Consider the following 21863-nt stretch of genomic DNA (forward strand, 5'->3'; position numbering starts at 1 on the left):
GCCAAGGTAACCTGTCGGAGCCCCGTGCGGCCCGGCGCAAGGGTTGTCGCTGGCGATCTGCTTCGAAGGAGGCCGGCGGCGTATTCGGCCTGGTGTGGTCGTGCCAGGCTTCAAGTCAGGAAGCGTACCCATGCGTGCAACACCCAAGGATCACCTGCTTGACCTCAATGGCATCCAGATTGCCATACGCTGCTGGGGCCCGGAGGACGGCATTCCCGTGCTGGCCCTGCATGGGTGGCTGGACAACGCCGCCTCGTTCGAGCGCCTGGCACCGATGCTCGATGGCTGTTTCGTGGTGGCCCCCGACCTGGTCGGCCATGGCCGTTCGGACCATCGCCGCCACGACAGTGGCTACTACCTGTGGGAGCACGCCGAGGACATGCTGGCGGTGACCGACGCCCTGGGGCTGGCGCAATTTCATGTGCTGGCGCACGGCATGGGCACCGGCGTCGCATCGCTGCTGGCGGCCATGACCAGCGGTATCGCCAGCATGGTTTTTCTCGATGGCATGGGGGCGCCGTTCACGGTCGCCGAGGATGACCGCGTACAGCACCTGGCCCGCGCTTATCGGCTCAAGCGCATGGTTCAGCGCAGCCAGTTGCAGGGTTTCTCCGAGCCCGATGCGAGCCGTTTCGACAGCCTCGCCTCTGCCCTGGAGCAGCGGCGCACGCGCCTGGATGGCGAGCTGTCGGAGGGCGCCGCACGGCTGTTGGCGCAACGCGACCTGTTGCAGCTCAGCGATGGCTATTGCTGGCGCCACGACCCGCGCCTGGTGCTGCCCGAGCCCATGCCGTTGACCGAGCGCGAAGCCTGTGACCTGCTCAGCCAGATCCGCTGCCCGCTGTACTTGATGTTCGGTCGGCAAGGCGCTTTCAGCGGTAACGCCTTTGCCCAGCGTGAGGCGGCCTTGCCCAGCCACGCCAAGGTTTCCTGGCACCCCGGCGGGCACCACTTCCACCTGGAAGCGCCCGATCGGGCCCTGGTCGATCAGCTTCTGCGGTTGTTGGCGCGGCACGAAGGCGGGGTACTGCCGCGGTTGGTCAACGAGTAGCGGGCAATGGCCAGCGCGCCGGGTACTGGGCTATGGTGGCGGTTCACCTCGCGCAGCCGCCACAAGGAGCTCCGACATGCGACCGTTCGCCATCAAGCGCATCGACCACCTTGTGCTGCGGGTCAGTGACCTGCCGCGCAGCATCGCCTTTTATGTGGATGTGCTCGGCTGCACGGTCAGCAGGGTGCGTGAGGACCTGGGCATGGTCCACCTGGCCACGGGTACGGCGATGATCGACCTGGTTACGCTGGACGGTGTGCTGGGGCAGCCCGGTGGCGCTGCCCCGGGCGCAGAGGGGCGCAACCTGCATCATTTCTGCCTGCGTATCGAACCCTTCGATGAACAGGCATTGACCGCTTACCTGCGCGCTGCGGGGGTGCAGGTGGAGCCTGCCGAGAAGCGCTACGGCGCCGAGGGCGAGGGGTTGTCGGTGTATTGCTTTGACCCGGACGGCAACCAGGTCGAGCTCAAAGGGCCGATTCCGTCGCCCGAGGCGCCTAAAAGGCAATGACGCGCCCGTGTGCCAGTTCGCCATCACGGCGAGTGGATATCCCGGTAAAGCCGATTATGCTTCAGATACCTTGCTGCGATCCGAGGCGGCCCGCCTCGTCGTGCTTCGCGCAACCAATGCAAGCCCTAGGGCCTGGGTGCGACGGTGAAATGGGTGTGAGGTGCTCCGGCCTGGGATAACAACAAGACGGAGGCAACCCATGGCGGTTATCGACAGCGCATCCACGGGCAGTAGCGCGCCCCAACGCGGTATCACCCGGGAGGAGCGCAAGGTTATCTTCGCCTCGTCCCTGGGCACAGTGTTCGAATGGTACGACTTCTACCTGTACGGCTCACTGGCCGCGATCATCGCCAAGCACTTCTTTGCCGGCGTCAACGAGACCACCTCGTTCATCTTCGCCCTGTTGGCGTTTGCCGCAGGCTTTGCCGTGCGACCGTTTGGCGCCATCGTGTTCGGCCGGCTGGGCGATCTGATCGGGCGCAAGCACACCTTCCTGATCACCATCGTCATCATGGGCCTGTCCACCGCGTTGGTCGGGTTATTGCCCAGCTATACGACGATCGGCGTGGCCGCGCCGATCATCCTCATCACCCTGCGCCTGCTGCAAGGCCTGGCACTGGGCGGTGAATACGGAGGGGCGGCAACCTACGTGGCCGAACATGCGCCCAAGGGCCGGCGTGGCTTCTTTACCGCCTGGATCCAGACCACCGCGACCTTGGGGCTGTTCCTGTCGCTGCTGGTGATCCTGGCTTGCCGCACGGCCATGGGCACCGAGGCCTTCGAAGCCTGGGGCTGGCGCATTCCGTTCTTGCTGTCGATCCTGTTGCTGGCCATCTCGGTGTACATCCGTATGCAGCTCAACGAGTCGCCGGTGTTCTTGAAGATGAAGGCCGAGGGCAAGGCGTCCAAGGCGCCACTGACCGAATCGTTCGCCCGCTGGGAGAACCTCAAGGTGGTGATCATGTCGCTGCTCGGCGGTACCGCCGGCCAGGCCGTGGTGTGGTACACCGGGCAGTTCTATGCGCTGTTCTTCCTGTTGCAGACACTGAAGATCGACCCACAGACCGCCAACCTGCTGATTGCCGGTTCGCTGCTGATCGGCACGCCGTTCTTCATCATTTTCGGCAGCCTGTCGGACCGCATCGGGCGCAAGAAGATCATCATGGCTGGCTGCATCATCGCGGCGCTGACCTACTTCCCGATCTTCAAGGCGCTGACCGAGTACGGCAACCCCGACGTGTTCGTCGCTCAGGAGCAGAACCCCGTAGTGGTGGTGGCCGACCCCGGCCAGTGCGCGTTCCAGTTCGACCCGGTGGGCAAGGCCAAATTCACCAGCTCCTGCGACCTTGCCAAGAGCGTGCTGGCCAAGCGCGCGATCCCTTACTCCAACGAAAAGGCCGAGCCTGGCAGTGTGGCGCAGATCCGTATCGGCGAGCGGGTGATCCCGAGCTTTGACGGGCGCAGCCTGGCCGCAGCCGACTTCAAGGCGCAGAATGATGCCTTCACCGCCACCCTTGGCGGCGCGCTGAAAGAGGCGGGTTACCCCGAGAAGGCCGACCCTGCGAAAATCCACTACCCGATGGTGCTGTTGCTGCTGACTATCCTGGTGATCTACGTGACCATGGTCTACGGGCCGATTGCGGCCTGGCTGGTGGAGCTGTTCCCGGCGCGCATCCGTTACACCTCGATGTCGCTGCCGTACCACATCGGCAACGGCTGGTTCGGCGGCTTCCTGCCGACCGTGGCGTTTGCCATGGTGGCGGCGACCGGGGATATCTACTACGGCTTGTGGTACCCGATCGTGATCGCGCTGATGACGGCGGTGCTGGGGATCTTCTTCATGCCGGAGACCAAGGACCGGGACATCAGCCACACCTGATCCTGTCGCTGTATGCAGGAGCGCCCTGGCACGGGCGCCCCTGCAAGGGCGCATGGCGGGAAGTGGCGTCAGTCGAAATAGCCCCGCAGGGTAAAGGCGTACCCGGTATCCACCACTGCGGCTTCAGCCCTGCTCCAGCGCTTGCTCAAGACGAACTCGAACGCCGGCTCGTATAGCTCGTCGCGCACCACCGCACCGCCGAGCACCTCCACGTCGTACCAGCCATTTTCCAGCTCGATGATCGGTCTCCCCGGCGCCTGGTAGCGTGCCAGCAGGTCGCCGAGGGTCTTGTTGGTGAAGTGCTGCAGGATGCGCCAGGTATAAAGCATCACCGCACGGTGCTCGACGTGCAGTACATACCCAGAACGCTGATGCTTCAGCCGGCTGCCCGGTTCACGCAGGGCGGGTGTGTGGCCATCGAGGGTGAAGATGATCCGGTAGGGCAGGTTGTCGATGCCCGCCATGGGTAGCACCACGCCTTCGCGCACTGCCTGATCGCCGCTGTCGTCATGGGTGAACGCGTGGGCCAGGTCGTCGGCCAGGCCGTTTTCCTGCTTGAAGCGTTCGAGTAGCTGGATGTCGCCGACCAGGAAGTAATCGATCAGGTCGTTGAGGACTTCACTGAATTCGTGGCGCATTTGTTTTCCTTGTCAGGTGCGCAAGTGAGCAATCGCAACGCTAGCGGAGGGCGGGCCACAGGTGCCCGCCGGGCGGGCGGTCGCTAGTGTTTCTGGGCGATCTGGATCAGGTTGCCGCAGGTGTCGTCGAACACTGCCACAGTGACCGGCCCCACCACTGTGGGGGGTTGGGTGAATTGCACGCCGGCCGCGCACAACCGGGTGTACTCGGCCTGGATGTCGCGCACGCCGAAAGAAGTGGCGGGTATGCCGTCTTGCTTGAGCGCTGCCTTGTACACCTTGGCTGCGGGGTGGGCATCGGGTTCGAGCAGCAGCTCGACGCCATTGGGGTCGTGAGGTGAGGTGAGGGTCAGCCAGCGGTGCCGGCCCAGGGGGATGTCATGTTTGGGCATGAAGCCGAGCACGTAGTGATAGAAAGCCAAGGCCTTGGCCTGGTCGTCGACAAGGATGCTGGTGACCACGATCTTCATAGGCACACACCGTTTGCTGGGGCTCGTTCACTCTTAGTAAAGACGCTCGGGCCTATTTGACCAGTGGCAGGCTTCACAGGGCGCCAGTCGCCGGCTACAAAAAACATGCTCAAGCCATAGGTAAATCCTTCATCGGCCGATCCCCCGGCAGCCAGGCCGCACGTTACAGTGACAGGCAAAATCCCCGAGCGCCCAGACAGCGCCAGAGAGGTACCTGTGGCTTCCTATACCTTGCGACAACTCAAGTATTTCGTCACCACCGTGGAGGCCGGCAGTGTCGCCGAGGCCTCGCGCCAGCTGTACATCGCCCAGCCGTCGATTTCCACGGCAATCAAGAGCCTGGAAGAAAGCTTTGGCGTGCAGTTGTTCATCCGCCACCACGCCCAAGGTGTGTCATTGACCCCCAGCGGCAAGCGCTTTTACGCCAAGACCAAATCGCTGCTGCAAATGGCCCACGAGTTCGAGCAGAACGCACTGGCTGACAACGACACCGTGGCCGGGCAGATCGACATCGGCTGTTTCGAAACGGTGGCCCCGCTGTACCTGCCGCGGCTGATCGCCGGTTTTCGCGAGCGTTACCCGGGCGTCGATATCCGCCTGCGCGATGGCGAGCAGCAGGACCTGATCCAGGGCCTGACCGCCGGCACCTTCGACCTGGTGTTTCTCTACGACCACGACCTGGATGGCACGATCGAGGCCGAGCCACTGATGCCGCCGCAAAAACCCTATGTGCTGTTGCCCGAAAAGCACCGCTTCGCCGGGCAAAGCCAGGTGTCGCTGCGCGACCTCTGCCCCGAACCGATGATTCTGCTGGACGTGGCACCCAGCCGTACCTACTTCGTCAGCCTGTTCAACGAAATGGGGTTGACCCCCAACATCGTCTTCAGCTCGCCGTCGATCGAGATGGTGCGCGGCATGGTCGGGCAGGGGTTCGGCTTTTCGTTGCTGGTGACACGCCCGCATTCGGAGTGCACCTACGACGGGCAGCGCCTGGCGATGGTGGACATCGCCGAGCCGGTGGCGTTGTCAGGGCTGGCGGCAGCCCGCTTGAAGCGGGTACAGCTGACCAAACCGGCGCAGCTGTTCGTGGAGTTCTGCCGTGAAGAACTGGCCAAATTCTGATGCGCGCCGCTGGGCTGGCCCGTGCCTGAGGGTCAAGGGTTGAGCTGATACCCGCGCCCCTGCAAGCAACCACTGTACGCGCTGGCATGGGCCGAGCTCTGCGCCTGGTCCTGCGTGCGCCGATCCTCTCGACGGTCCTGGCGCTGGCGCATGCCACCGACCGCAGCCCCGGCGGCGGCGGTTTCACCGGCACGGTTCTGCCGGTACGCCTGCTTGGCATCGTCACTGGCCCGGTCATACACCTCGTCATGCTGATTGCCACGCACCTGCGCACCTACGGCACCTGCGGCAGCACCTGCCGCTGCGCCGCGAACCCGGCCACCGACGTGGGCATCGCTGGAAGTCGCGGTGCTGTTCGCGGCATTGGTTGCGACGCTATTGCACTCATTGATGTCCTGTTGCACCTGCTGGCTGCTCTGGCCCTTCAGCGGCACCACTGTCTGCGCCTGGGCGGCAGGTGCTGTGCATAGCAGCACCAGCAGGTAACTCCAAGTAAACGAACGCATGGCACACCTCCTGTGGGCGTGACCCCCTTTCACAGGATAGTCCGTGCGAAACAAAACACCGACTGCTCTCGGACTTGCGGGCCGTTTTACATTCATTGCGTATGATAATAAGATCGCAATCATACGGAGTGTATGTAAAACGTTTTTTCCCTAAGGAGAGCCGATCATGCTCAGCCCCTACCGCCAACTGTTCCAGGCCAAAGGCACGGCAGGTTTTGCCCTGGCTGGCCTGGTGGCTCGCTTGCCCTTGCCGATGATGGGCATCGGCATCATCACCATGCTGGCGCAACTGCGCGGCAGCTATGGCCTGGCGGGCGCCGTGGCGGCGACGTTCGTGTTGACCTATGCGCTGATGTCGCCTCAGGTGTCCGCCCTGGTCGATCGGCACGGCCAGCGCCGTGTGCTGCCTGTCGCTGCCGCCTTGAGTGTGGTGGGCATACTGTTGCTGTTGGCGTGCAGCGGGTGGCAGGCGCCTGACTGGAGTCTGTTCATCGGTGCCGCGCTGGCAGGCTTGATGCCCAGCCTGTCGGCGATGGTGCGTGCGCGCTGGACGGCGCTTTACCGGGGTACACCGCAGTTGCAGATGGCCTATTCGCTGGAAACGGTACTCGACGAGCTCACCTTCATCGCCGGGCCACCGCTGTCGGTAGGGCTGTGCGTGGGGCTGTCGCCCCAGGCCGGGCCCTTGGCTGCGGCGGTGCTGCTGGCGATCGGGGTGTTCGCGCTGGTCGTTCAAACCGGCACCGAGCCAGCGGTGGACGCAGACGCAGGCGCTTTGAATGGTCAGAGGTCGGTGTTGCGGCGCTTGGAGGTACAGTTGCTGGCACTGTTGATGGTAGCCATGGGGGTGATCGTGGGCAGCGTCGATATCGTCAGTGTGGCATTCGCCGAACAGGCCGGCATGCCGGCCGCGGCCAGCCTGGTGCTGGCGTGCTACGCCATTGGCTCATGCGCGGCGGGGCTGGTGTTCGGTGCCTTGAAATTGCCAATGCCGCCGCACCGGCTGTTGCTGCTCGGCGGCCTGGCGACGGCGGCGACGACCCTGCCGTTGCTGCTGGCGGGCAGCGTTTTCGCGCTTGCAGGCGCCGTGCTGTTGGCAGGCCTGTTCTTCGCACCGACCCTGATCGTGGCGATGTCGCTGGTGGAGCGCAGCGTGCCCGCGCACCAGCTCACCGAAGGCATGACCTGGCTGTTGGCCGGGCTGAATGTCGGCGTCGCGCTGGGGGCTTTGGCCTCAGGGCAGGTGGTCGACCTGCTGGGGGCCACGGCGGGCTACCAGGTGGCCGTGGCCGCAGGGGTTGCCGTTGCACTGGTTGCGCTGTGCAGTTACCGGCGCCTGGGCGCGGTGGCCGGTGCGGCACTGCCAGGCGCTTGCACCGGTTGATAGCACCGGTCGATCAGTTGAGGTTGTTGCCTGGCTGCGCCTTGGCGCTACTGGCAGTCTCCTGCACCCGTGCGGCCTTGTCCTGGGGCAGTTTGTCGAACTCGCGCAGGCCGTTGTTGCGGTAAGGGTCACCGATCCAGCGCGGCGCCACCACGAACTGCGAGTTGACGATGCTTTTTGCCGGCTCGTAGTGGTCATAGCTGAGCCCGGCCAGGTCGGACAGGGTGTGGATCAAGTGCGAGCTGCTGTAGGGGCGGTTGGCCATGGCCTGCAGGTCGCGTGGGTGGGCCGCCTGCCAGCTCGGCGAGGTCCAGAGCAGGAACGGGATGGTGTACATCGGCCGGGTCGGGGCACCTTCGTTGCGCCCCAGGCGGTCATGATCGCCAGAGCTGTAGACATCTTCGCCATGGTCGGAGAGGTACAGCAGGAAGCCGTTGGGGGTACTGGCCGAGTAACGCTTGATCAGGCTGGCGACGACGTGGTCGTTGTAACGCACCGCGTTGTCGTAGAAGTTGTAGGTTTCTGCCTGGCTCTGCGTCAGCTTGGCCGGTACGCCCTGGCGATCGGTGAAGTGCTGGTAGGTTTTCGGGTAACGGTAGCGGTAATCCATGTGCGTACCCAGCAGATGGATGATGATGAACTTGTTCGGTGCAGGGTCTTGCAACGCCTTCTGGAACGGGTCCAGCACCACCTCGTCGTACTGGCTGGCATTCTGGTTGCGCTGGTTGTTCAGGTAGACCGGTGCATCCGTTTGCTGGGAGAAGGTGGTCAGCATCGTGTTGCGCTTGGTCATCGTCTGCTGGTTGGTGATCCAGAAGGTCTTGTACCCCGCCTGTTTCATCAGGTTGATCAGCGACGGGTCGGTGAGGAAGCGGTCCGGGTGCTGTTCGTCACCGAAGGTAAGGATCTGCTGCATCACTTCGATGGTGTAGGGGCGCGGCGAAACGACGTTTTGAAACACCGTCAGGCCCTTGTCGCTGGCCGCCAGCGCGTCGAGATTCGGTGTGGTATCGCGCGGGTAGCCATACAAGTGCATGTGCTCGCGGGTGGTCGATTCGCCCAGCACCAATACCAGCGTGCGCGGTGTGTCCCCGCTGCTGTTGCGCAGGTTCTGCAAGGGCGGCAGCGCGGCGTTCTGTGCCAGCAGCTGCTGCATGTTGTTCAGTTGCTGGCGATATTGCCTGTAACCAACCAGCAGTTGCCAGGGCACGGCGGGCTCCATGCGCTGCTGGACCTTTTCTGCGGCGTCGAGGAAGTTGCGTTCCTGGGTAACCATCTGCTTGTAGAAGGGGTAGACCAGGTTGGCCAGCAACAGCAGGACAACTACCGGGATTCGGCTGCGCATAGGCAAGGTGACCGGGCGCACGCGTTTCCACAGCACCACGGCAACCAGGCTGTACAGCAGCAGCGCCAGGCCCAGCCAGAGGCTGAAATACTGGCTGAAGTATTCGCCGGCCTCGGCGGTGTTGGACTCGAACATCACGAAGATGACGCTTTGCGAGAACTCCTGGCGATAGATGCCGAAGTAGCTCAGGCCTACCAGCGAAGCGCCCCACAGCACCAGGCCGATGACCGCCGAAGTGGCCCGGGTGAAGCGCGGCAGCAGCAGCACCGGGGCCAGCCACAGGCTGCTGAGGAACAGCGCATCGCGAAAACCGGCAAACCCTGTGGTGCCGCTGAACAGCAGCAGCGCTTGGGTAACGCCGGAAAAATACCAGAAGAACAGCAGGAGCCAGCCCAGGCCGGCCCAGTCCACCCGTTTGCGCGGGGAGGGGGTTGTTGTAGTGTCTGACACGTATGCCTCGTTGAACCTTGGCAGCCACCCAATGTGCGGGCGGCCGGAAAGGGCGTGACGCTAATCTGATGGCTGTGAAAATAACGTCAATGCCGTTGGCAAGGAGGCCCAGCCGTATTGCGCCATTGCGCGAACTGTCAAGGGCGCCAACGCTTGTCCTGTAATGGGTGCGATAACTTAACCCGTGGTCCCCGCCACGCGTGCAGGTATGATGTCGGCAGCGTAACCAGACCTACAGGCGCAGTGGAATATGAACCGTCGTAAAAAGATCAAACAGTTGATGCAGGCACATGCCAAGAAGGCCAGTGCCAAGCTGGCGCCCAAGAGCAAGCCCAAGTACATCAGTAAAGCCGACCGGTTGAAGCTGGCAGCCGAAGCTGCCGAGGGTACGGTTTCAGACGCCCAGAGCTGAGCGGGTGGGGGCTGGCGTATCAACGGCGATAGTAACGATGGTCGTCCTGGTAGCGGTGATGCATCGCCCGCTCATGATGACGCTCCCAGTCTCGCCGGCGTTCCCAGTCGCGACGGCGCTCGGCTTCGCGGCGGGCTTGTTCCCGGCGCCACTGGTCGCGGCGCCAGTCGCCTCGGTGATCGTGCCAACGGTCGTCGTGCCGGTAGCGGTCATCATGGGCGAGCAAGGGCGCTGAGTGCTCGCCAGCCAGGCTGGCCACGCTGGGCCAGGGGGATTCGGCAGGGGCTGCGACAGGCGAGGCAGTGTTCGGGGTTTTCATTTGTGATGCGGATGCCGAGCCCACCGCCGCGAAGGTGAACAGGCCGAGAAGCATCAACCGTGCGACATGCATTTTCATCAGCGAAGGCAACCTCTGGTAAACCATTTTTCCTGAGCACATAGACCTTTTAATTGGGAAAAGTTCTGGTGGGGTAGGTTTGATGGTTGTCTTGGGCTCGGGTGCTCGCGCGGTGTTTTGGGGGTTCCTGGCTTGAGGTTTTCAGCGCCTGTGAGATCGAGCGCCGCGCGGGCGGCGCTCGATCTTGTAGGCGCTGAAACTCCCAAGGCATGCACGGCGGCGCTCGATCTCACAGGCGCTGAAGATCCAATGCCAGGCACCAGCCAGCCCCCCACACCATCACCCCCCGGCAAACACCGCACGCAAATGCCCCCGATAACTGTCAAACGCCGCAATCACCCCCGCAATCACCTCAACCTCTTCCCCAGCATCAAGCGCCAGGCCATCAACCCTGGCAACAAACTCCCGCCAGTGCAGGGCACGCCCGTCGGGATGTGGCGCCAGGTGCCGAGCCCCCTCGTTGCCGTCCAGGCCCAGGCGCTGGGTTTGCTTGAACAAAAACGCCGCCCCAAGGTTCGACCCCTCGCTGCAATACAGCCAACCCAAAGCCTGGGCCGGGCTGGCACTGACCGTCGGCGGCGCCGAAGGCAGCGCCAGGCCCAGGTCAAGCAGATCGCGCTCGACCGCCGCGAAACGCGACAATTGCATCAGCCCCGGCAGGCGATCGTTGAGCAACTCATCGTGGTACAACGCCAGCAGGCTGCCATGGAAGCGGTGTTGCACCTGCAGAAAGCGCGCATAGCGCTCACGGTCTTCGAAGGGGCGTGCGGCCATGACCAGTTCATCGACACTGTCGTGGTCGCGGCTGCTGGACGCCTTCAGGCGCGCGCAGCGGCCGGGGACGGTGAGGCGCGTGGCGGTTGCAGTCATCGGGGATTTCCATGTCGAAGTGGCAAAAGGGCATGGTAATAAGATCACTCAGCCTAGGAAACGATCCTGTCATGCCGAAAATAAACGGCAGTGATTTATCATGCAGCCTGTTGTCATGTCCCAAAGGAGTCAGCGCATGAGCGCCCCCCAGTTCCGCAACCCCGAACCCACCGACGCTGAACGCTGCTACGCGATCGAAATCGGCGCCTATGAGGGGGATGAAGCGGCAACCCTGGAAAAAATCCGCACCCGCATCGCGCAGTACCCCGAAGGGTTCCTACTGCTCGAAGCCGAGGGTGAAACCGTCGGCTTCATCAACAGTGGCTGTGCCCATGACGTGGTCATGTCCGACGAAGCCTTCAAGGAACTGGTCGGCCATGACCCGGCGGCGCCCAACGTGGTGATCATGTCGGTCGTGGTCGACCCCGCCCATCAGGGCAAAGGCTATGCGAAGCTGCTGATGGGCGCGTTCATCCAGCGCATGAAGGCGCAAGGCAAGCAGACCATCCACCTGATGTGCAAGGAGCAGCATGTCGCGCTGTACGCCAAGCTCGGCTACGCCTACGTTAAACCGTCGCCGTCCGACCACGGCGGCATGGCCTGGCACGAAATGCTCATGACGCTCTGAGCGTCATTCGGCCATCTGCAACTCGGGCAGTTTCACCCGAAACGCCCGGGTCAGCCCGAGCAGGCAGAGGAAGCCCACGGCCATCCAGCACAGCCCGATGGTGAACGACAGGCTCGACAGGCTGCTCCACAGCCAGAGCGTGCTGAGAAACCCCAACCCCGGAAGCGCGCCATACAGCAGGTAATTGCGGGTGCCGCGCAGCTTCTGGTCGACCAGGTAGTGCTTGACCACCGCCAGGTTGACTGCCGAAAAGGCGAACAGCGCACCGAAGCTGATCATGTTGGCGACTGTGTCCAAGGTGATGACCAGGGCGATCAGCGAGAGGATGCTGACCAGCATGATGGCCGCAGCCGGTACGCGTTTTTTCGTCACCAACTGGCCAAACACCCCTGGCAACGCACCATCGCGGCCCATGGCGAACAGCACCCGCGACACGCTTGCCTGGGAGACCATGGCCGAGGCGAAGCAGCCGGCCACGTAGGTGGCGGTAAACGCCGTCACCAGCAGTTCACCGCCGACCCGGCGCATCACGTCCACCGAGGCCGAATCGGGGTCGGAGAAGGCGCCCCACTCGGGGAAGACCATCTGCGCGCAGTACGACACCACCAGAAACAGCAGGCCACCGATCAGCGACACGGCCATGATCGCCAGTGGGATGCGAAACGTCGGGTTGCTGGTTTCCTCGGCCATGGTCGAAACCGCGTCGAAACCAAGGAATGACAGGCACAGCACCGCGGCACCGGTCATGATTAGCGGCACGCTGAACCCTTCGTGGTGGAAGGGGGCAAGCAGTGACACCGGCGCCGATTGACCCGCCAGGTTGTTGATCGACAAGCCGACGAACAGGACGATGAACACCAGTTGCACAACCACCAGGATCCAGTTGACCCGGGTAATCGACTCGATGCCAATCAGGTTGAGGAAGGTCACCAGGGCGATGGAGCCGGCAACCCATACCCAGGCGTGGATGGCCGGGAAGTACTCCGACATGTAGATGCCGATCAGCAGGTAGCTGAGCAACGGCAAAAAGATGTAATCGAGCAGCAGCGTCCAGCCGGCCATGAAGCCGATGTGGGTGCCAAATGCCTTGCGGGTGTAGGTGTACACCGAGCCGGAGTAGGGGTGCGCCTGCACCATGCGGCCGTAGCTGTAGGCAGTCAACAGCATGGCGGCGAGGGTCAGCAGGTAGGCGGTGGGCAGGTGCCCCTTGGTCATCTGGGTGACCAGGCCATAGGTGGTGAACACCGCCAGGGGCACCATGTAGGCAAGGCCGAACAGCACCAGGGCGCTGAGCCCCATGGACTTTCTGAAGCGGCCGGAAGACGCGGAGGGTGACGAGGCGTTGGCGGAGTGGGTCTGGGCCGTAGTTGTTGTTGTATGCATTGCGAACTCCTGAAATCGGATGCAGGACGCCGCAGTATGCGAGCGGGCTCGATACTGTTGAGGGGCCATGAAAGGAGGCTGGGCCAGCTTGGGTTGCGCAGCCCTCAGGGGTGGGGCCGGACGATGCTCCCATACCCCGGGCCCGCTCGAAATCACCCTTTGGGGTGAGCCGCTGGTCGCCTGAAAACGCTCACCCCAAAGGGTGATTTCGGTCTTCGCCTGGCCATGGGAGTATCTGGAAACAACGCGCCGCCCCGACGGCGATACCGTTTTCCCGCTACCGGCAGATTTCCAGTGACCAGTGATCAATTGGCTTCAACACAGTGGTTCGAGCACATTGCCAGGGTTACCGACATGATCGGCCAACCGGGCTTTGCCGCCACCTTGTTCGCAGCGCTCGGGGTGATCCGGCCCATCCAGGCCACCACGGTCTACCTCTACCCGCATGACGGCATGCCATGCGCGTTGTTCGAGCAGGATGACAAGGCACCCTGGCAGCCAGAAGGCAACGTCAGCCGCTACCTTTCCGGCTTCTATCTGCTCGACCCGTTCTACGGCGCCTGCGTCGAGCAGGTCGCGTCGGGCTGCTATGGCCTGTTCGACGTGGCGCCCGACCACTTCGAAGTGAGTGAGTACTACCAGTCGTTCTACCGCCATTCACACCTGGAGGATGAGCTCAATTACATCCTGCAGGTCGCGCCCGGCCAGAGCCTGGCAGTGTCGCTGGCCTTCACCGACAAGCTGGACGCCCCAAGCCGCGACCTGTTCGGGCGCATCACGCCCTGGGTGCTGGCGGTACTCAGCAAGCACTTTGCCGGGCTGGGCAGCCGCGGTGGGCGTTTCGAGAATGTGCTGGAGCAACGCATCCATGCCGCCCTCAACAACTTCGGCAGTTCGTTGCTGACGATGCGCGAATGCCGCATTGCCCAGCTCATCTTGCGTGGCCACTCGACCAAGTCCCTGGCCGAGCGCCTGGGGGTTTCGGAAGACACCATCAAGTCACACCGCAAGCATGTCTACGCCAAGCTCGACATCGGCACGCAGTCCGAGCTGTTCTCCTTGTTCATCGACGCGCTGGCCAATGCCCAGGGCGTGCTGGGCAAGGACCCGCTGGAAAGCTACATGGGCAAGCTTCGCTAAGCGCAGCCGCCTCGCCCGCCCCTATAACCACAAGGAAACCCGCCAATGAACGCGCCTTTTGCCCCCAAACGCCAGACCCGTGACTACCAGGCCGCTGACGCGGCGCACCACATCCATGCCTTCCTCGACCAGAAGGCGCTCAATGCCGAAGGCCCGCGGGTCATGGTCGGTGGCGAACGGCTGCACCTGTGGGACAGCGAGGGCAAGCGCTACCTGGACGGTATGTCGGGCCTGTGGTGCACCCAGTTGGGTTACGGGCGCAAGGACCTGACCGCCGCGGCCGCCGCACAGATGGACCAGCTGGCCTACTACAACATGTTCTTCCACACCACCCACCCGGCGGTGATCGAACTGTCCGAACTGCTGTTCAGCTTGCTGCCAGGCCACTACAGCCACGCGATCTACACCAACTCCGGGTCCGAGGCCAATGAAGTGCTGATCCGTACCGTGCGCCGTTACTGGCAGGTGGTCGGCCAGCCGAACAAGAAGGTCATGATCGGCCGCTGGAACGGCTACCACGGCTCGACCCTGGCGGCCACGGCCCTGGGCGGGATGAAGTTCATGCACGAGATGGGCGGGCTGATTCCGGACGTGGCGCACATCGACGAACCGTACTGGTACGCCGAGGGCGGTGACCTTACCCCGGCCGAGTTCGGCCGGCGTTGCGCCCTGCAGCTGGAGGAGAAGATCCTCGAACTGGGCGCGGAAAACGTCGCAGGCTTTGTCGCCGAACCCTTCCAGGGCGCTGGGGGCATGATCTTCCCGCCGGAAAGCTACTGGCCCGAGATCCAGCGCATCTGCCGCCAGTACGACGTGTTGCTGTGTGCCGACGAAGTGATCGGCGGCTTTGGTCGCACCGGCGAGTGGTTTGCCCATGAGTATTTCGGTTTCGAGCCGGACACGCTGTCGATCGCCAAGGGCTTGACCAGCGGCTACGTGCCCATGGGTGGCCTGGTGTTGAGCAAGCGCATCGCCGAGGCATTGGTGGAGCGCGGCGGGGTGTTTGCCCACGGCCTGACCTATTCGGGCCACCCTGTGGCGGCGGCGGTGGCCATCGCCAACCTCAAGGCGCTGCGTGACGAAGGCATCGTGCGTCAGGTCAAGGACGACACCGGGCCGTACTTGCAGCGCATCCTGCGCGAAGTGTTCGCCGACCACCCGCTGATTGGCCAGGTGCAGGGTGCCGGCCTGGTGGCGGCGCTGCAGTTTGCCGAGCACAAGCCCAGCCGCAAGCGTTTTGCCAACGAGAACGACCTGGCCTGGCAATGCCGCACCTTCGGTTTCGAGGAAGGCTTGATCATTCGCTCGACGTTGGGGCGGATGATCATGGCGCCGGCATTGGTGGCCAACCGCGCCGAGCTGGACGAGCTGGTCGACAAGACCCGCATTGCCGTGGACCGCACTGCCAAGTTGGTGGGCAGGCTCTGAGTATCTGGGGCCGCAAGGCAGCCGCAAAATCCAAGACAGTCGTATGGAGCGCAAATGAAAAGTCTCGAATACTGGCAAACCCGCGCCGCAGGCCTGCGTTTTCTCGACAAGGCCTTGATCGGCAGCCAGCAGGTGAGCGCCAACTCCGGCGCCACCTTCGCGGCCATCAACCCGGCCACCCAGCAGGTGCTGGCGCAGGTTGCCGCCTGCGCTGAGGCCGAAGTCGACCTCGCGGTGGCCACCGCACGGCGGGCCTTCGAACAGGGCGCGTGGTCGCGCATGGCCCCGGTCGACCGCAAGAAAGTCCTGCTGCGCCTGGCCGAGCTGATCATGGCCAATCGCGAAGAGCTGGCACTGCTGGACTCGTTGAACATGGGCAAACCGGTGATGGATGCCTACACCCTCGACGTGCCTGGCTCGGCGCATGTCTTCGCCTGGTATGGCGAGGCGCTGGACAAGCTGTACGATCAGGTGGCCCCCACGGCGCCCAGCGCGCTGGCCACGATCACCCGCGAAGCGCTGGGCGTGGTCGCCGCCGTGGTGCCGTGGAACTTCCCGCTCGACATGGCCGCGTGGAAGCTTGCGCCGGCGCTTGCCGCCGGCAACAGCGTGGTGCTCAAGCCTGCCGAGCAGTCACCGTTCTCAGCGCTGCGCCTGGCGCAACTGGCGCTGGAGGCCGGTTTGCCGGAAGGCGTGCTGAATGTGGTGCCCGGCCTGGGTGAACAGGCGGGTCGGGCGCTGGGGTTGCACCCGGACGTCGACTGCCTGGTGTTCACCGGCTCTACCCAGGTCGGTAAATACTTCATGCAGTACTCGGCGCAGTCCAATCTCAAGCAGGTCTGGCTGGAGTGTGGCGGCAAGAGCGCTAACCTGGTGTTCGAAAACTGCCAGGACCTGGACCTGGCGGCGGAAAAAGCGGCATTCGGCATTTTCTTCAACCAGGGTGAGGTGTGCTCGGCGAATTCGCGCCTGTACGTGCAGCGTTCGATCCACGATGAGTTCATCGAGCGCCTGCAAGCCAAGGCCCACCAATGGATGCCAGGCAACCCGCTGGACCCTGCGAGCCGCGCGGGTGCAATTGTCGATGCCGAGCAGACCGGCCGCATCAAGGCCGCCATCGACCATGCGCACGAGCAGGGCGCTCGGCTGGTGTGCGGTGGCCGGCGCCTGACCCTGGGCGGGTCGGACAACTACATCGAGCCGAGCATTTTTGCCGGGGTCGAGGCCAGCATGAGCCTGGCCCGGGAGGAAGTGTTCGGGCCGGTGCTGGCGGTCAGCGCGTTCGACAGCGAGGAGCAGGTCGTGCGCTTGGCCAACGACAGTGTCTATGGCCTGGCCGCGTCGGTATGGAGCGATGACTTCAACCAGGTGCATCGCGTGGCGCGGGCGTTGAAGGTGGGCACCGTTTCGGTCAATACGGTGGATGCGCTGGATGTCACGGTGCCCTTTGGTGGGGGCAAGCAGTCGGGGTTTGGTCGCGACCTGTCGTTGCATTCGTTCGACAAATACTCGCAGCTCAAGACCACTTGGTATCAGCTGCGCGCGTGACGCAGGCCAGTTCATACGTATGCGGCGCCTGGCTTGGGGTTGGCGGTGGGGCGGAGATCGAGGGCAGCCCGCCCCCCCGAAAAACCACGACAGGCACCTAGGCGCCTCACACCCTACCCATCTACTGCTCGCTGCACTCCAGCCACTGCGGGTAGGTGATGCAACTGATGTGCTCGGTCCGATAGCCCTGCAAAAACGCGTTGTACTTGTTTTCCTCGGTGTGGTGATAACGGAACCCACACTTCGACTGGGCAGCATGAGACTGAGTGTTCTCCGCGAAATAGCCACACCACAGCGCCTTGAGTTTCAGGGTTTCAAACGCGTGCCGCATCACTTCCCGCACGGCCTCCGGAATCAGGCCTTGGCCCCAGTACGGCACACCGATCCAGTAGGCGATTTCGCCTTCCTGCTCACTGATCTCGAAATGGCTGTTGGCCCCAATGAGAATGCCGACACACCCTACCGCACGGCCATTCTCCTTCAGCTCCACCGCATAGACTTCGGGGTGATTGAAAACCGTGCGGATGATCTCGGCACTGTTCTGCACGCTGGTGTGCGGGGGCCACCCGGCCCTGGGGCCGACGCGGTCGTCCTTGGCATATTCGTACAAGTCCGCGGCATCTGTGTCTTGCCAAGGGCGCAGCAGCAATCGTTCTGTTTCAAGTTGCATATCCTGGACTCATCCTGGGTTGGCTCGGGGTGACAGGGTAATGGGTGGTGCTTAATTGGTACATGCATACCGCCTTGCTCAAGCGTCGGTCGCCAGCGTCAGGGTATTTTTTAAGGGGGTTGTGGATGCCTGGAGGTTGTATTCGGGGCCACTCGGTGCCCGTCTTGGGTTTTGCAGCGCCCATGAGATCGAGCGCCGCCCGCGCGGCGCTTCGCGGGACAAGCCCGCTCCCACATCTGTTTCGGGCCAGTCATGCCTGTGACATAGGCGCGCGCCCCCCTTGTTTGTACGACGCGATATTGAGGCGGGCGCCAAAAGGGGCGCGCGCCAATGCTTCAGGAGTAACTGGCCCGAAACAGATGTGGGAGCGGGCTTGTCCCGCGAAGCGCCGCGCGGGCGGCGCTCGATTTCCGCGCCACCTCCAAAACCAAGACAGGCACCTAGCCGCCATCGCCTATCTCCCGACACGTACCTAGCAACCCCACTTCCCCAACATTCCGTGAAGAACCATTCTTGTGCCGTTATTTCAAGCGCCTGACCGGAGTTTCGTTGTCCCACTACCGCAGGCACGTGCATGAGGCCAACGGCCAAGGCTGAGCCACAGGTAGGGCGTGCGCCGCACCCGTGAATGCGTGCATTATCCGGTTTCGACAAGACAAGGAAGACGACCGTGCAAGTACGCAAGCTGACCCACGATGACCTGCCCCACGCCAGCGCCCTCTGCCTGGGTGCATTCACCCAGGCCGTTGCGCCCTCGCTGTCGGCACAGGGGGTGGAAACCTTCGCCAAGGTAGCTGCGGCGCAGGCGTTTGCCGAACGCATGGCCGGCGACAACCTGATGCTGGTCTGTGTCGCAGAGGGAGTGATCACCGGGCTGATCGAACTCAAGAAAGGGCGCCACGTGGCGATGCTGTTTGTCGCGCCAAGTTGGCAGCGTCGGGGCGTGGGCACGCGCCTGATGAACGCAGCGCTGGAGCAGGCGAGAGCGGCGGTAGTGACGGTCAGCGCATCGTTGAGCTCGGTGGCCGCCTACCAACGCTACGGATTCGCACTGGCAGGGGATGTAGGCGAGATTGCCGGGCTGATCTACCAGCCGATGGAAAAGCGCCTGCCTTGATCAACGAATGGCCGCTTGTGCCTGGCGCACCGGCAGTTCGACCCTGAACGTGGTGCCCACGCCGACCTCGCTGTGCACATGGATCTCGCCGCAGTGGCGCTTGATGATGCCGTACGACAGCGACAACCCCAACCCGGTGCCTTGGCCGACCGGCTTGGTGGTGTAGAAGGGGTCGAAGATCTTCTGCAGGCTCTGTGCAGGAATGCCGCAGCCGTTGTCGGCCACTTCGATCCACACCTTGTCGTCGTTGGCGCAACCGGTGCGCACGGTGATGGTGCCGCGCTCGGTGCCCATGGCGTGGGCTGCATTGACCACCAGGTTCATGATCACCTGGTTGATTTGTGACGGCAGGCACTCGACCTCTGGCAGCACACCGTATTGCTTGACCAGGTCGGCCTTGTACTTGAGCTCGCTGGCCGCGATGTTCAGGGTCGAGTCGATGCCCTGGTGCAAGTTGGCCCATTGCCAATCCTGGCTGCTGTCCACCCGCGAAAAGTCTTTGAGGTCCCTGACGATCTGCCCGACGCGGCTGATGCCGTCCTTGGACTCACTGATCAGCAACGGAATATCGTCGAGAATGTATGCCAGCTCCATTTCGCTGCGCAGTTTCACCAAGCTCGCCTGCAGCGTCGCCGGGCCGATGGCCGGCTCTGCGTCACGGTAGGCCTTGAGCATGTCCTGCAAGCGGGCGAAGTAGGTGCCCAGCGCCCCCAGGTTGGAGGAGACGAAGCCGATTGGGTTGTTGACCTCATGGGCGATGCCCGCCGCCAGTTGGCCAAGGGAGGCGAGTTTTTCTGATTGCACCAGCTGGCTTTCGAGCAGCTTGCGTTCATCGATCTCGCGCTGCAGCGCCGCGCTGGCCTGGGTCAGTGCCTGGGTGCGGCGCGCGACCCGTTGTTCCAGTTCATCGTTGGCGACTACAAGCGCGCGGTTGACCCGGTTTATCTCGCCGAAGCTGCGCAACAGCCACACCGCCATGTACAGCAACAGCAAGACCAACAGGGTAGAGAACACCAGCAGGTAGAAGTGGTAGCGCTGATTGACCAGCAGCGCCGTGCGTTCGTCACGGTCGAGCATCATGGCAATGGCATCCAGGTGCGCGGCGACCGGCAAGGCGCCGATCTGCTCAAGCAACTGATTGACCTTGGGCTGCTCGCGCAGGATCAACGCAATGTGGTTGCTGAGGGTGTCGATGGGCGCATGAAACTCCAGCGGCAGGCGCTCTTTGTTGACCGCCAGCTTGTTCAGGCCGACGAGGATGTCAGCCGCCTTGTCATCCGTGGTCATCTGGGCGAACTCAAGGCTGCTGAGCATCAGGTCGTAGGTGTCGGTAGAAATGTTGTGCAAGCGCAGTGCGTCGGCATCGGCCAACTGCCCCAGTTGTGCCTGGATACCGTCGGCGGCGGCGGGCAGAAACGCCAGGGAGTTGCGCAGCACGGCGTTATGCGACTTGAAGCGCTCGACGTAGTTTGCCTTTTCCTCGAACGCCTGCTGGTAGTCTGCGTAGGCCTGGCGCCATGCCGGGGAGTTACCGTGCTGGTTGCGGGTTTCAATGCTTTCGAAAGCCCGCCACAGGCGCTTCATCTCGACCACTGGCCAGACCAAGGGGTCGTAGTTGTAGTTGATGCTGGTGCGGGCCTTGAGTATTTCGTTTTCCCATTGCGAGTCGTTTTGCTTGATCTGCCGGATCAGGTCACGGGCCTGGGTGTAGGTACCGCTCTCGTCGGCCTTGGACATCAGGTACAGGTAGACCAGCACCGAGGCCAGCAACACGGCACTGGTCGTCAACAACAGCAAGCTGCGGCGGCGGGTCAGTCTCATAGGGGTTTGCCCTCCCATTCACCGGTCAGGGTCTTTAGAAACTGAATGATCAGCGCTTTGTCGTCGGTGCTTGGCGTGCGCCCCAATTGGTAGCGGAACATGACGTCCACCGCCGCTTCCAGGGTCGGCGCCGAACCATCGTGAAAGTACGGGGCGGTGACCGCGACATTGCGCAGGCTGGGCACCTTGAACACATGCCGGTCTTCTTCATCGCCCGTGACGTTGAAGCGCCCCAGGTCGGCAGGCGTGGGGTTGCCGCGGTCAGCGAAAAAATCGCCCAGCACGCCGAACTTCTGCAGCATGTTGCCGCCGATATTGACGCCTTGGTGGCAGGCAATGCAGCCGTATTCCTGAAACCGCGCGTAGCCGTATTTTTCGTCCTTGCTGAGGATCTCGGTGTCGCCCTGCAGGTAGCGGTCAAAGCGTGAATCCGGGGTCAACAGCGTGCGTTGAAAGGTGGCCAGCGCGTCCTGAAGGGTATGTTCATCCACCGCCTTGCCATAAGCCTTGGCAAACCCTGCGCGGTAGCTTGGGTCTGCGGCGATGCGCTGCACAACCACTTGCCAGTCGCTGCCCATTTCGCCTGGGCGCTGGACCACCAGGTGGGCCTGCTCTTCGAGGGTTTGCGCACGGCCATCCCAGAACTGGCGAAAGTTCAGGCTGGCGTTGAACACGCTGGGGGTATTGACCGGCAAGGGCTTGCCATCGACGCCGAGCGAGCGCACCTGGCCGTCGGCGCCCCCTTGGTCAAGCCGGTGGCAACTGGCACAGGCCAGGCTGGCGTTGCTCGACAAGCGCGGGTCATTGAACAGTTTGCGGCCCAGTTCGACCCGCTCAGGCGCTAATGCAGGCACCGCGGGCAATGGGGTGAGGGGCCCGCCAATGGCCTGTGCCAACCCAATCGAAGGCACCAGGAGCAACAGCACGCCCGCGCACGTGCGAAACGGCGGGTGGATAGGCATCGGGCAACCCTCCCTGGTGACAACGCGCTATGCCGCTGAGAATAGTCAGTGCCGTGCGCCAGCGCTAACCGATGGGGCAAATGTCATCTAGCCTGTAACCAAGGACCCGTTTGATTACCCGGTGCACGGAG

General features: G+C 63.2%; 21 protein-coding genes. 11 read left to right on the forward strand and 10 right to left on the reverse strand.

Annotated elements, in window-relative coordinates; all coding sequences use genetic code 11:
- Positions 1-130: 130 nt before the first annotated feature.
- The 3 genes from PC358_RS02305 (at position 131) to PC358_RS02315 (ending at position 3441) form a co-directional block, all read left to right on the forward strand.
- Positions 131-1051 (forward strand): alpha/beta fold hydrolase, encoded by a 921-nt coding sequence (locus PC358_RS02305; RefSeq protein ID WP_033697269.1) that lies wholly within the window; start codon positions 131-133, stop codon positions 1049-1051.
- Positions 1052-1127: 76 nt separating this feature from the next.
- On the forward strand, positions 1128-1562 hold the full coding sequence (locus PC358_RS02310; protein WP_033697270.1) for a VOC family protein: 435 nt from the start codon (positions 1128-1130) through the stop codon (positions 1560-1562).
- A 199-nt stretch (positions 1563-1761) separates the two neighbouring features.
- Positions 1762-3441 (forward strand): MFS transporter, encoded by a 1680-nt coding sequence (locus PC358_RS02315; protein WP_033697271.1) that lies wholly within the window; start codon positions 1762-1764, stop codon positions 3439-3441.
- A 68-nt stretch (positions 3442-3509) separates the two neighbouring features.
- Here PC358_RS02315 and PC358_RS02320 read toward each other — a convergent pair whose 3' ends face one another.
- Positions 3510-4079, reverse strand: a complete 570-nt coding sequence (locus tag PC358_RS02320; RefSeq protein ID WP_033697272.1) for a hypothetical protein — start codon at positions 4077-4079, stop codon at positions 3510-3512.
- Positions 4080-4162: 83 nt separating this feature from the next.
- Positions 4163-4549 carry a VOC family protein gene (locus PC358_RS02325; protein ID WP_033697273.1) on the reverse strand — a complete coding sequence of 129 codons (387 nt, stop codon included), beginning with the start codon at positions 4547-4549 and terminating at the stop codon, positions 4163-4165.
- Positions 4550-4765: 216 nt separating this feature from the next.
- Between PC358_RS02325 and PC358_RS02330 the strand changes: the two genes are divergently transcribed.
- Positions 4766-5671 carry a LysR family transcriptional regulator gene (locus PC358_RS02330; RefSeq protein ID WP_033697274.1) on the forward strand — a complete coding sequence of 302 codons (906 nt, stop codon included), beginning with the start codon at positions 4766-4768 and terminating at the stop codon, positions 5669-5671.
- A gap of 32 nt (positions 5672-5703) precedes the next feature.
- Here PC358_RS02330 and PC358_RS02335 read toward each other — a convergent pair whose 3' ends face one another.
- Positions 5704-6177, reverse strand: a complete 474-nt coding sequence (locus PC358_RS02335; RefSeq protein WP_033697275.1) for a YMGG-like glycine zipper-containing protein — start codon at positions 6175-6177, stop codon at positions 5704-5706.
- Between the two features lie 166 nt (positions 6178-6343).
- On the opposite strand from PC358_RS02335, the gene PC358_RS02340 reads away from it, so the two are divergent.
- Positions 6344-7561 (forward strand): MFS transporter, encoded by a 1218-nt coding sequence (locus PC358_RS02340; RefSeq protein WP_033697276.1) that lies wholly within the window; start codon positions 6344-6346, stop codon positions 7559-7561.
- Between the two features lie 13 nt (positions 7562-7574).
- Here the strand turns inward: PC358_RS02340 and PC358_RS02345 are convergent, their stop codons facing one another.
- The gene (locus tag PC358_RS02345; protein WP_077068372.1) at positions 7575-9356 is read right to left on the reverse strand and encodes a phosphoethanolamine transferase CptA; all 1782 of its coding nucleotides are present in this window, start codon (positions 9354-9356) and stop codon (positions 7575-7577) included.
- A 250-nt stretch (positions 9357-9606) separates the two neighbouring features.
- Here PC358_RS02345 and PC358_RS26800 point away from each other — a divergent pair, with 250 nt between their 5' ends.
- Positions 9607-9768 (forward strand): DUF2986 domain-containing protein, encoded by a 162-nt coding sequence (locus PC358_RS26800; protein ID WP_077068373.1) that lies wholly within the window; start codon positions 9607-9609, stop codon positions 9766-9768.
- A gap of 19 nt (positions 9769-9787) precedes the next feature.
- On the opposite strand, the gene PC358_RS02350 is transcribed toward PC358_RS26800, so the two are convergent.
- Both PC358_RS02350 and PC358_RS02355 read right to left on the reverse strand, forming a co-directional pair.
- On the reverse strand, positions 9788-10165 hold the full coding sequence (locus PC358_RS02350; protein WP_050506036.1) for a hypothetical protein: 378 nt from the start codon (positions 10163-10165) through the stop codon (positions 9788-9790).
- Positions 10166-10444: 279 nt separating this feature from the next.
- Positions 10445-11035: a biliverdin-producing heme oxygenase gene (locus PC358_RS02355; RefSeq protein ID WP_033697278.1), complete on the reverse strand. Its 591-nt coding sequence runs from the start codon at positions 11033-11035 to the stop codon at positions 10445-10447.
- Positions 11036-11171: 136 nt separating this feature from the next.
- On the opposite strand from PC358_RS02355, the gene PC358_RS02360 reads away from it, so the two are divergent.
- Positions 11172-11663 carry a GNAT family N-acetyltransferase gene (locus PC358_RS02360; protein WP_033697279.1) on the forward strand — a complete coding sequence of 164 codons (492 nt, stop codon included), beginning with the start codon at positions 11172-11174 and terminating at the stop codon, positions 11661-11663.
- A 3-nt stretch (positions 11664-11666) separates the two neighbouring features.
- Here PC358_RS02360 and PC358_RS02365 read toward each other — a convergent pair whose 3' ends face one another.
- Positions 11667-13046: an APC family permease gene (locus PC358_RS02365; protein ID WP_033697280.1), complete on the reverse strand. Its 1380-nt coding sequence runs from the start codon at positions 13044-13046 to the stop codon at positions 11667-11669.
- 354 nt (positions 13047-13400) lie between these two features.
- Here PC358_RS02365 and PC358_RS02370 point away from each other — a divergent pair, with 354 nt between their 5' ends.
- From PC358_RS02370 to PC358_RS02380, 3 genes are read left to right on the forward strand one after another with little or no spacing between them, the layout of a single operon-like run.
- Positions 13401-14186, forward strand: coding sequence for a helix-turn-helix transcriptional regulator (locus PC358_RS02370; protein WP_050506037.1), 786 nt, complete (start codon positions 13401-13403; stop codon positions 14184-14186).
- A 45-nt stretch (positions 14187-14231) separates the two neighbouring features.
- Positions 14232-15614, forward strand: a complete 1383-nt coding sequence (locus PC358_RS02375; protein WP_033697281.1) for an aspartate aminotransferase family protein — start codon at positions 14232-14234, stop codon at positions 15612-15614.
- Positions 15615-15668: 54 nt separating this feature from the next.
- Positions 15669-17162, forward strand: a complete 1494-nt coding sequence (locus PC358_RS02380) for an aldehyde dehydrogenase (protein WP_033697282.1) — start codon at positions 15669-15671, stop codon at positions 17160-17162.
- 121 nt (positions 17163-17283) lie between these two features.
- Here the strand turns inward: PC358_RS02380 and PC358_RS02385 are convergent, their stop codons facing one another.
- Entirely contained in the window at positions 17284-17832 is a 549-nt protein-coding gene (locus PC358_RS02385) for a GNAT family N-acetyltransferase (RefSeq protein WP_033697283.1), read from the reverse strand.
- Between the two features lie 670 nt (positions 17833-18502).
- Between PC358_RS02385 and PC358_RS02390 the strand changes: the two genes are divergently transcribed.
- Complete coding sequence (locus PC358_RS02390) at positions 18503-18949, forward strand: GNAT family N-acetyltransferase (RefSeq protein ID WP_033697284.1); 447 nt, start codon at positions 18503-18505, stop codon at positions 18947-18949.
- Here PC358_RS02390 and PC358_RS02395 read toward each other — a convergent pair whose 3' ends face one another.
- Positions 18950-20770, reverse strand: a complete 1821-nt coding sequence (locus PC358_RS02395) for a DAHL domain-containing protein (protein ID WP_033697285.1) — start codon at positions 20768-20770, stop codon at positions 18950-18952.
- Positions 20767-21732 (reverse strand): cytochrome-c peroxidase, encoded by a 966-nt coding sequence (locus PC358_RS02400; protein ID WP_050506039.1) that lies wholly within the window; start codon positions 21730-21732, stop codon positions 20767-20769. Before PC358_RS02400 ends, PC358_RS02395 begins: the two co-directional genes overlap by 4 nt.
- Between the last annotated feature and the right edge of the window lie 131 nt (positions 21733-21863).

Origin of the sequence: Pseudomonas capeferrum (assembly GCF_000731675.1) — a bacterium.
GTDB lineage: Bacteria > Pseudomonadota > Gammaproteobacteria > Pseudomonadales > Pseudomonadaceae > Aquipseudomonas > Aquipseudomonas capeferrum.

Coding starts and splice junctions, on each gene's coding strand:
- PC358_RS02305 (WP_033697269.1), top strand. CDS start 131: ATGCGTGCAACACCCAAGGATCACCTGCTTGACCTCAATGGCATCCAG.
- PC358_RS02310 (WP_033697270.1), top strand. CDS start 1,128: ATGCGACCGTTCGCCATCAAGCGCATCGACCACCTTGTGCTGCGGGTC.
- PC358_RS02315 (WP_033697271.1), top strand. CDS start 1,762: ATGGCGGTTATCGACAGCGCATCCACGGGCAGTAGCGCGCCCCAACGC.
- PC358_RS02320 (WP_033697272.1), bottom strand. CDS start 4,079: ATGCGCCACGAATTCAGTGAAGTCCTCAACGACCTGATCGATTACTTC.
- PC358_RS02325 (WP_033697273.1), bottom strand. CDS start 4,549: ATGAAGATCGTGGTCACCAGCATCCTTGTCGACGACCAGGCCAAGGCC.
- PC358_RS02335 (WP_033697275.1), bottom strand. CDS start 6,177: ATGCGTTCGTTTACTTGGAGTTACCTGCTGGTGCTGCTATGCACAGCA.
- PC358_RS02340 (WP_033697276.1), top strand. CDS start 6,344: ATGCTCAGCCCCTACCGCCAACTGTTCCAGGCCAAAGGCACGGCAGGT.
- PC358_RS26800 (WP_077068373.1), top strand. CDS start 9,607: ATGAACCGTCGTAAAAAGATCAAACAGTTGATGCAGGCACATGCCAAG.
- PC358_RS02350 (WP_050506036.1), bottom strand. CDS start 10,165: ATGAAAATGCATGTCGCACGGTTGATGCTTCTCGGCCTGTTCACCTTC.
- PC358_RS02355 (WP_033697278.1), bottom strand. CDS start 11,035: ATGACTGCAACCGCCACGCGCCTCACCGTCCCCGGCCGCTGCGCGCGC.
- PC358_RS02360 (WP_033697279.1), top strand. CDS start 11,172: ATGAGCGCCCCCCAGTTCCGCAACCCCGAACCCACCGACGCTGAACGC.
- PC358_RS02365 (WP_033697280.1), bottom strand. CDS start 13,046: ATGCATACAACAACAACTACGGCCCAGACCCACTCCGCCAACGCCTCG.
- PC358_RS02370 (WP_050506037.1), top strand. CDS start 13,401: ATGATCGGCCAACCGGGCTTTGCCGCCACCTTGTTCGCAGCGCTCGGG.
- PC358_RS02375 (WP_033697281.1), top strand. CDS start 14,232: ATGAACGCGCCTTTTGCCCCCAAACGCCAGACCCGTGACTACCAGGCC.
- PC358_RS02380 (WP_033697282.1), top strand. CDS start 15,669: ATGAAAAGTCTCGAATACTGGCAAACCCGCGCCGCAGGCCTGCGTTTT.
- PC358_RS02385 (WP_033697283.1), bottom strand. CDS start 17,832: ATGCAACTTGAAACAGAACGATTGCTGCTGCGCCCTTGGCAAGACACA.
- PC358_RS02395 (WP_033697285.1), bottom strand. CDS start 20,770: ATGAGACTGACCCGCCGCCGCAGCTTGCTGTTGTTGACGACCAGTGCC.
- PC358_RS02400 (WP_050506039.1), bottom strand. CDS start 21,732: ATGCCTATCCACCCGCCGTTTCGCACGTGCGCGGGCGTGCTGTTGCTC.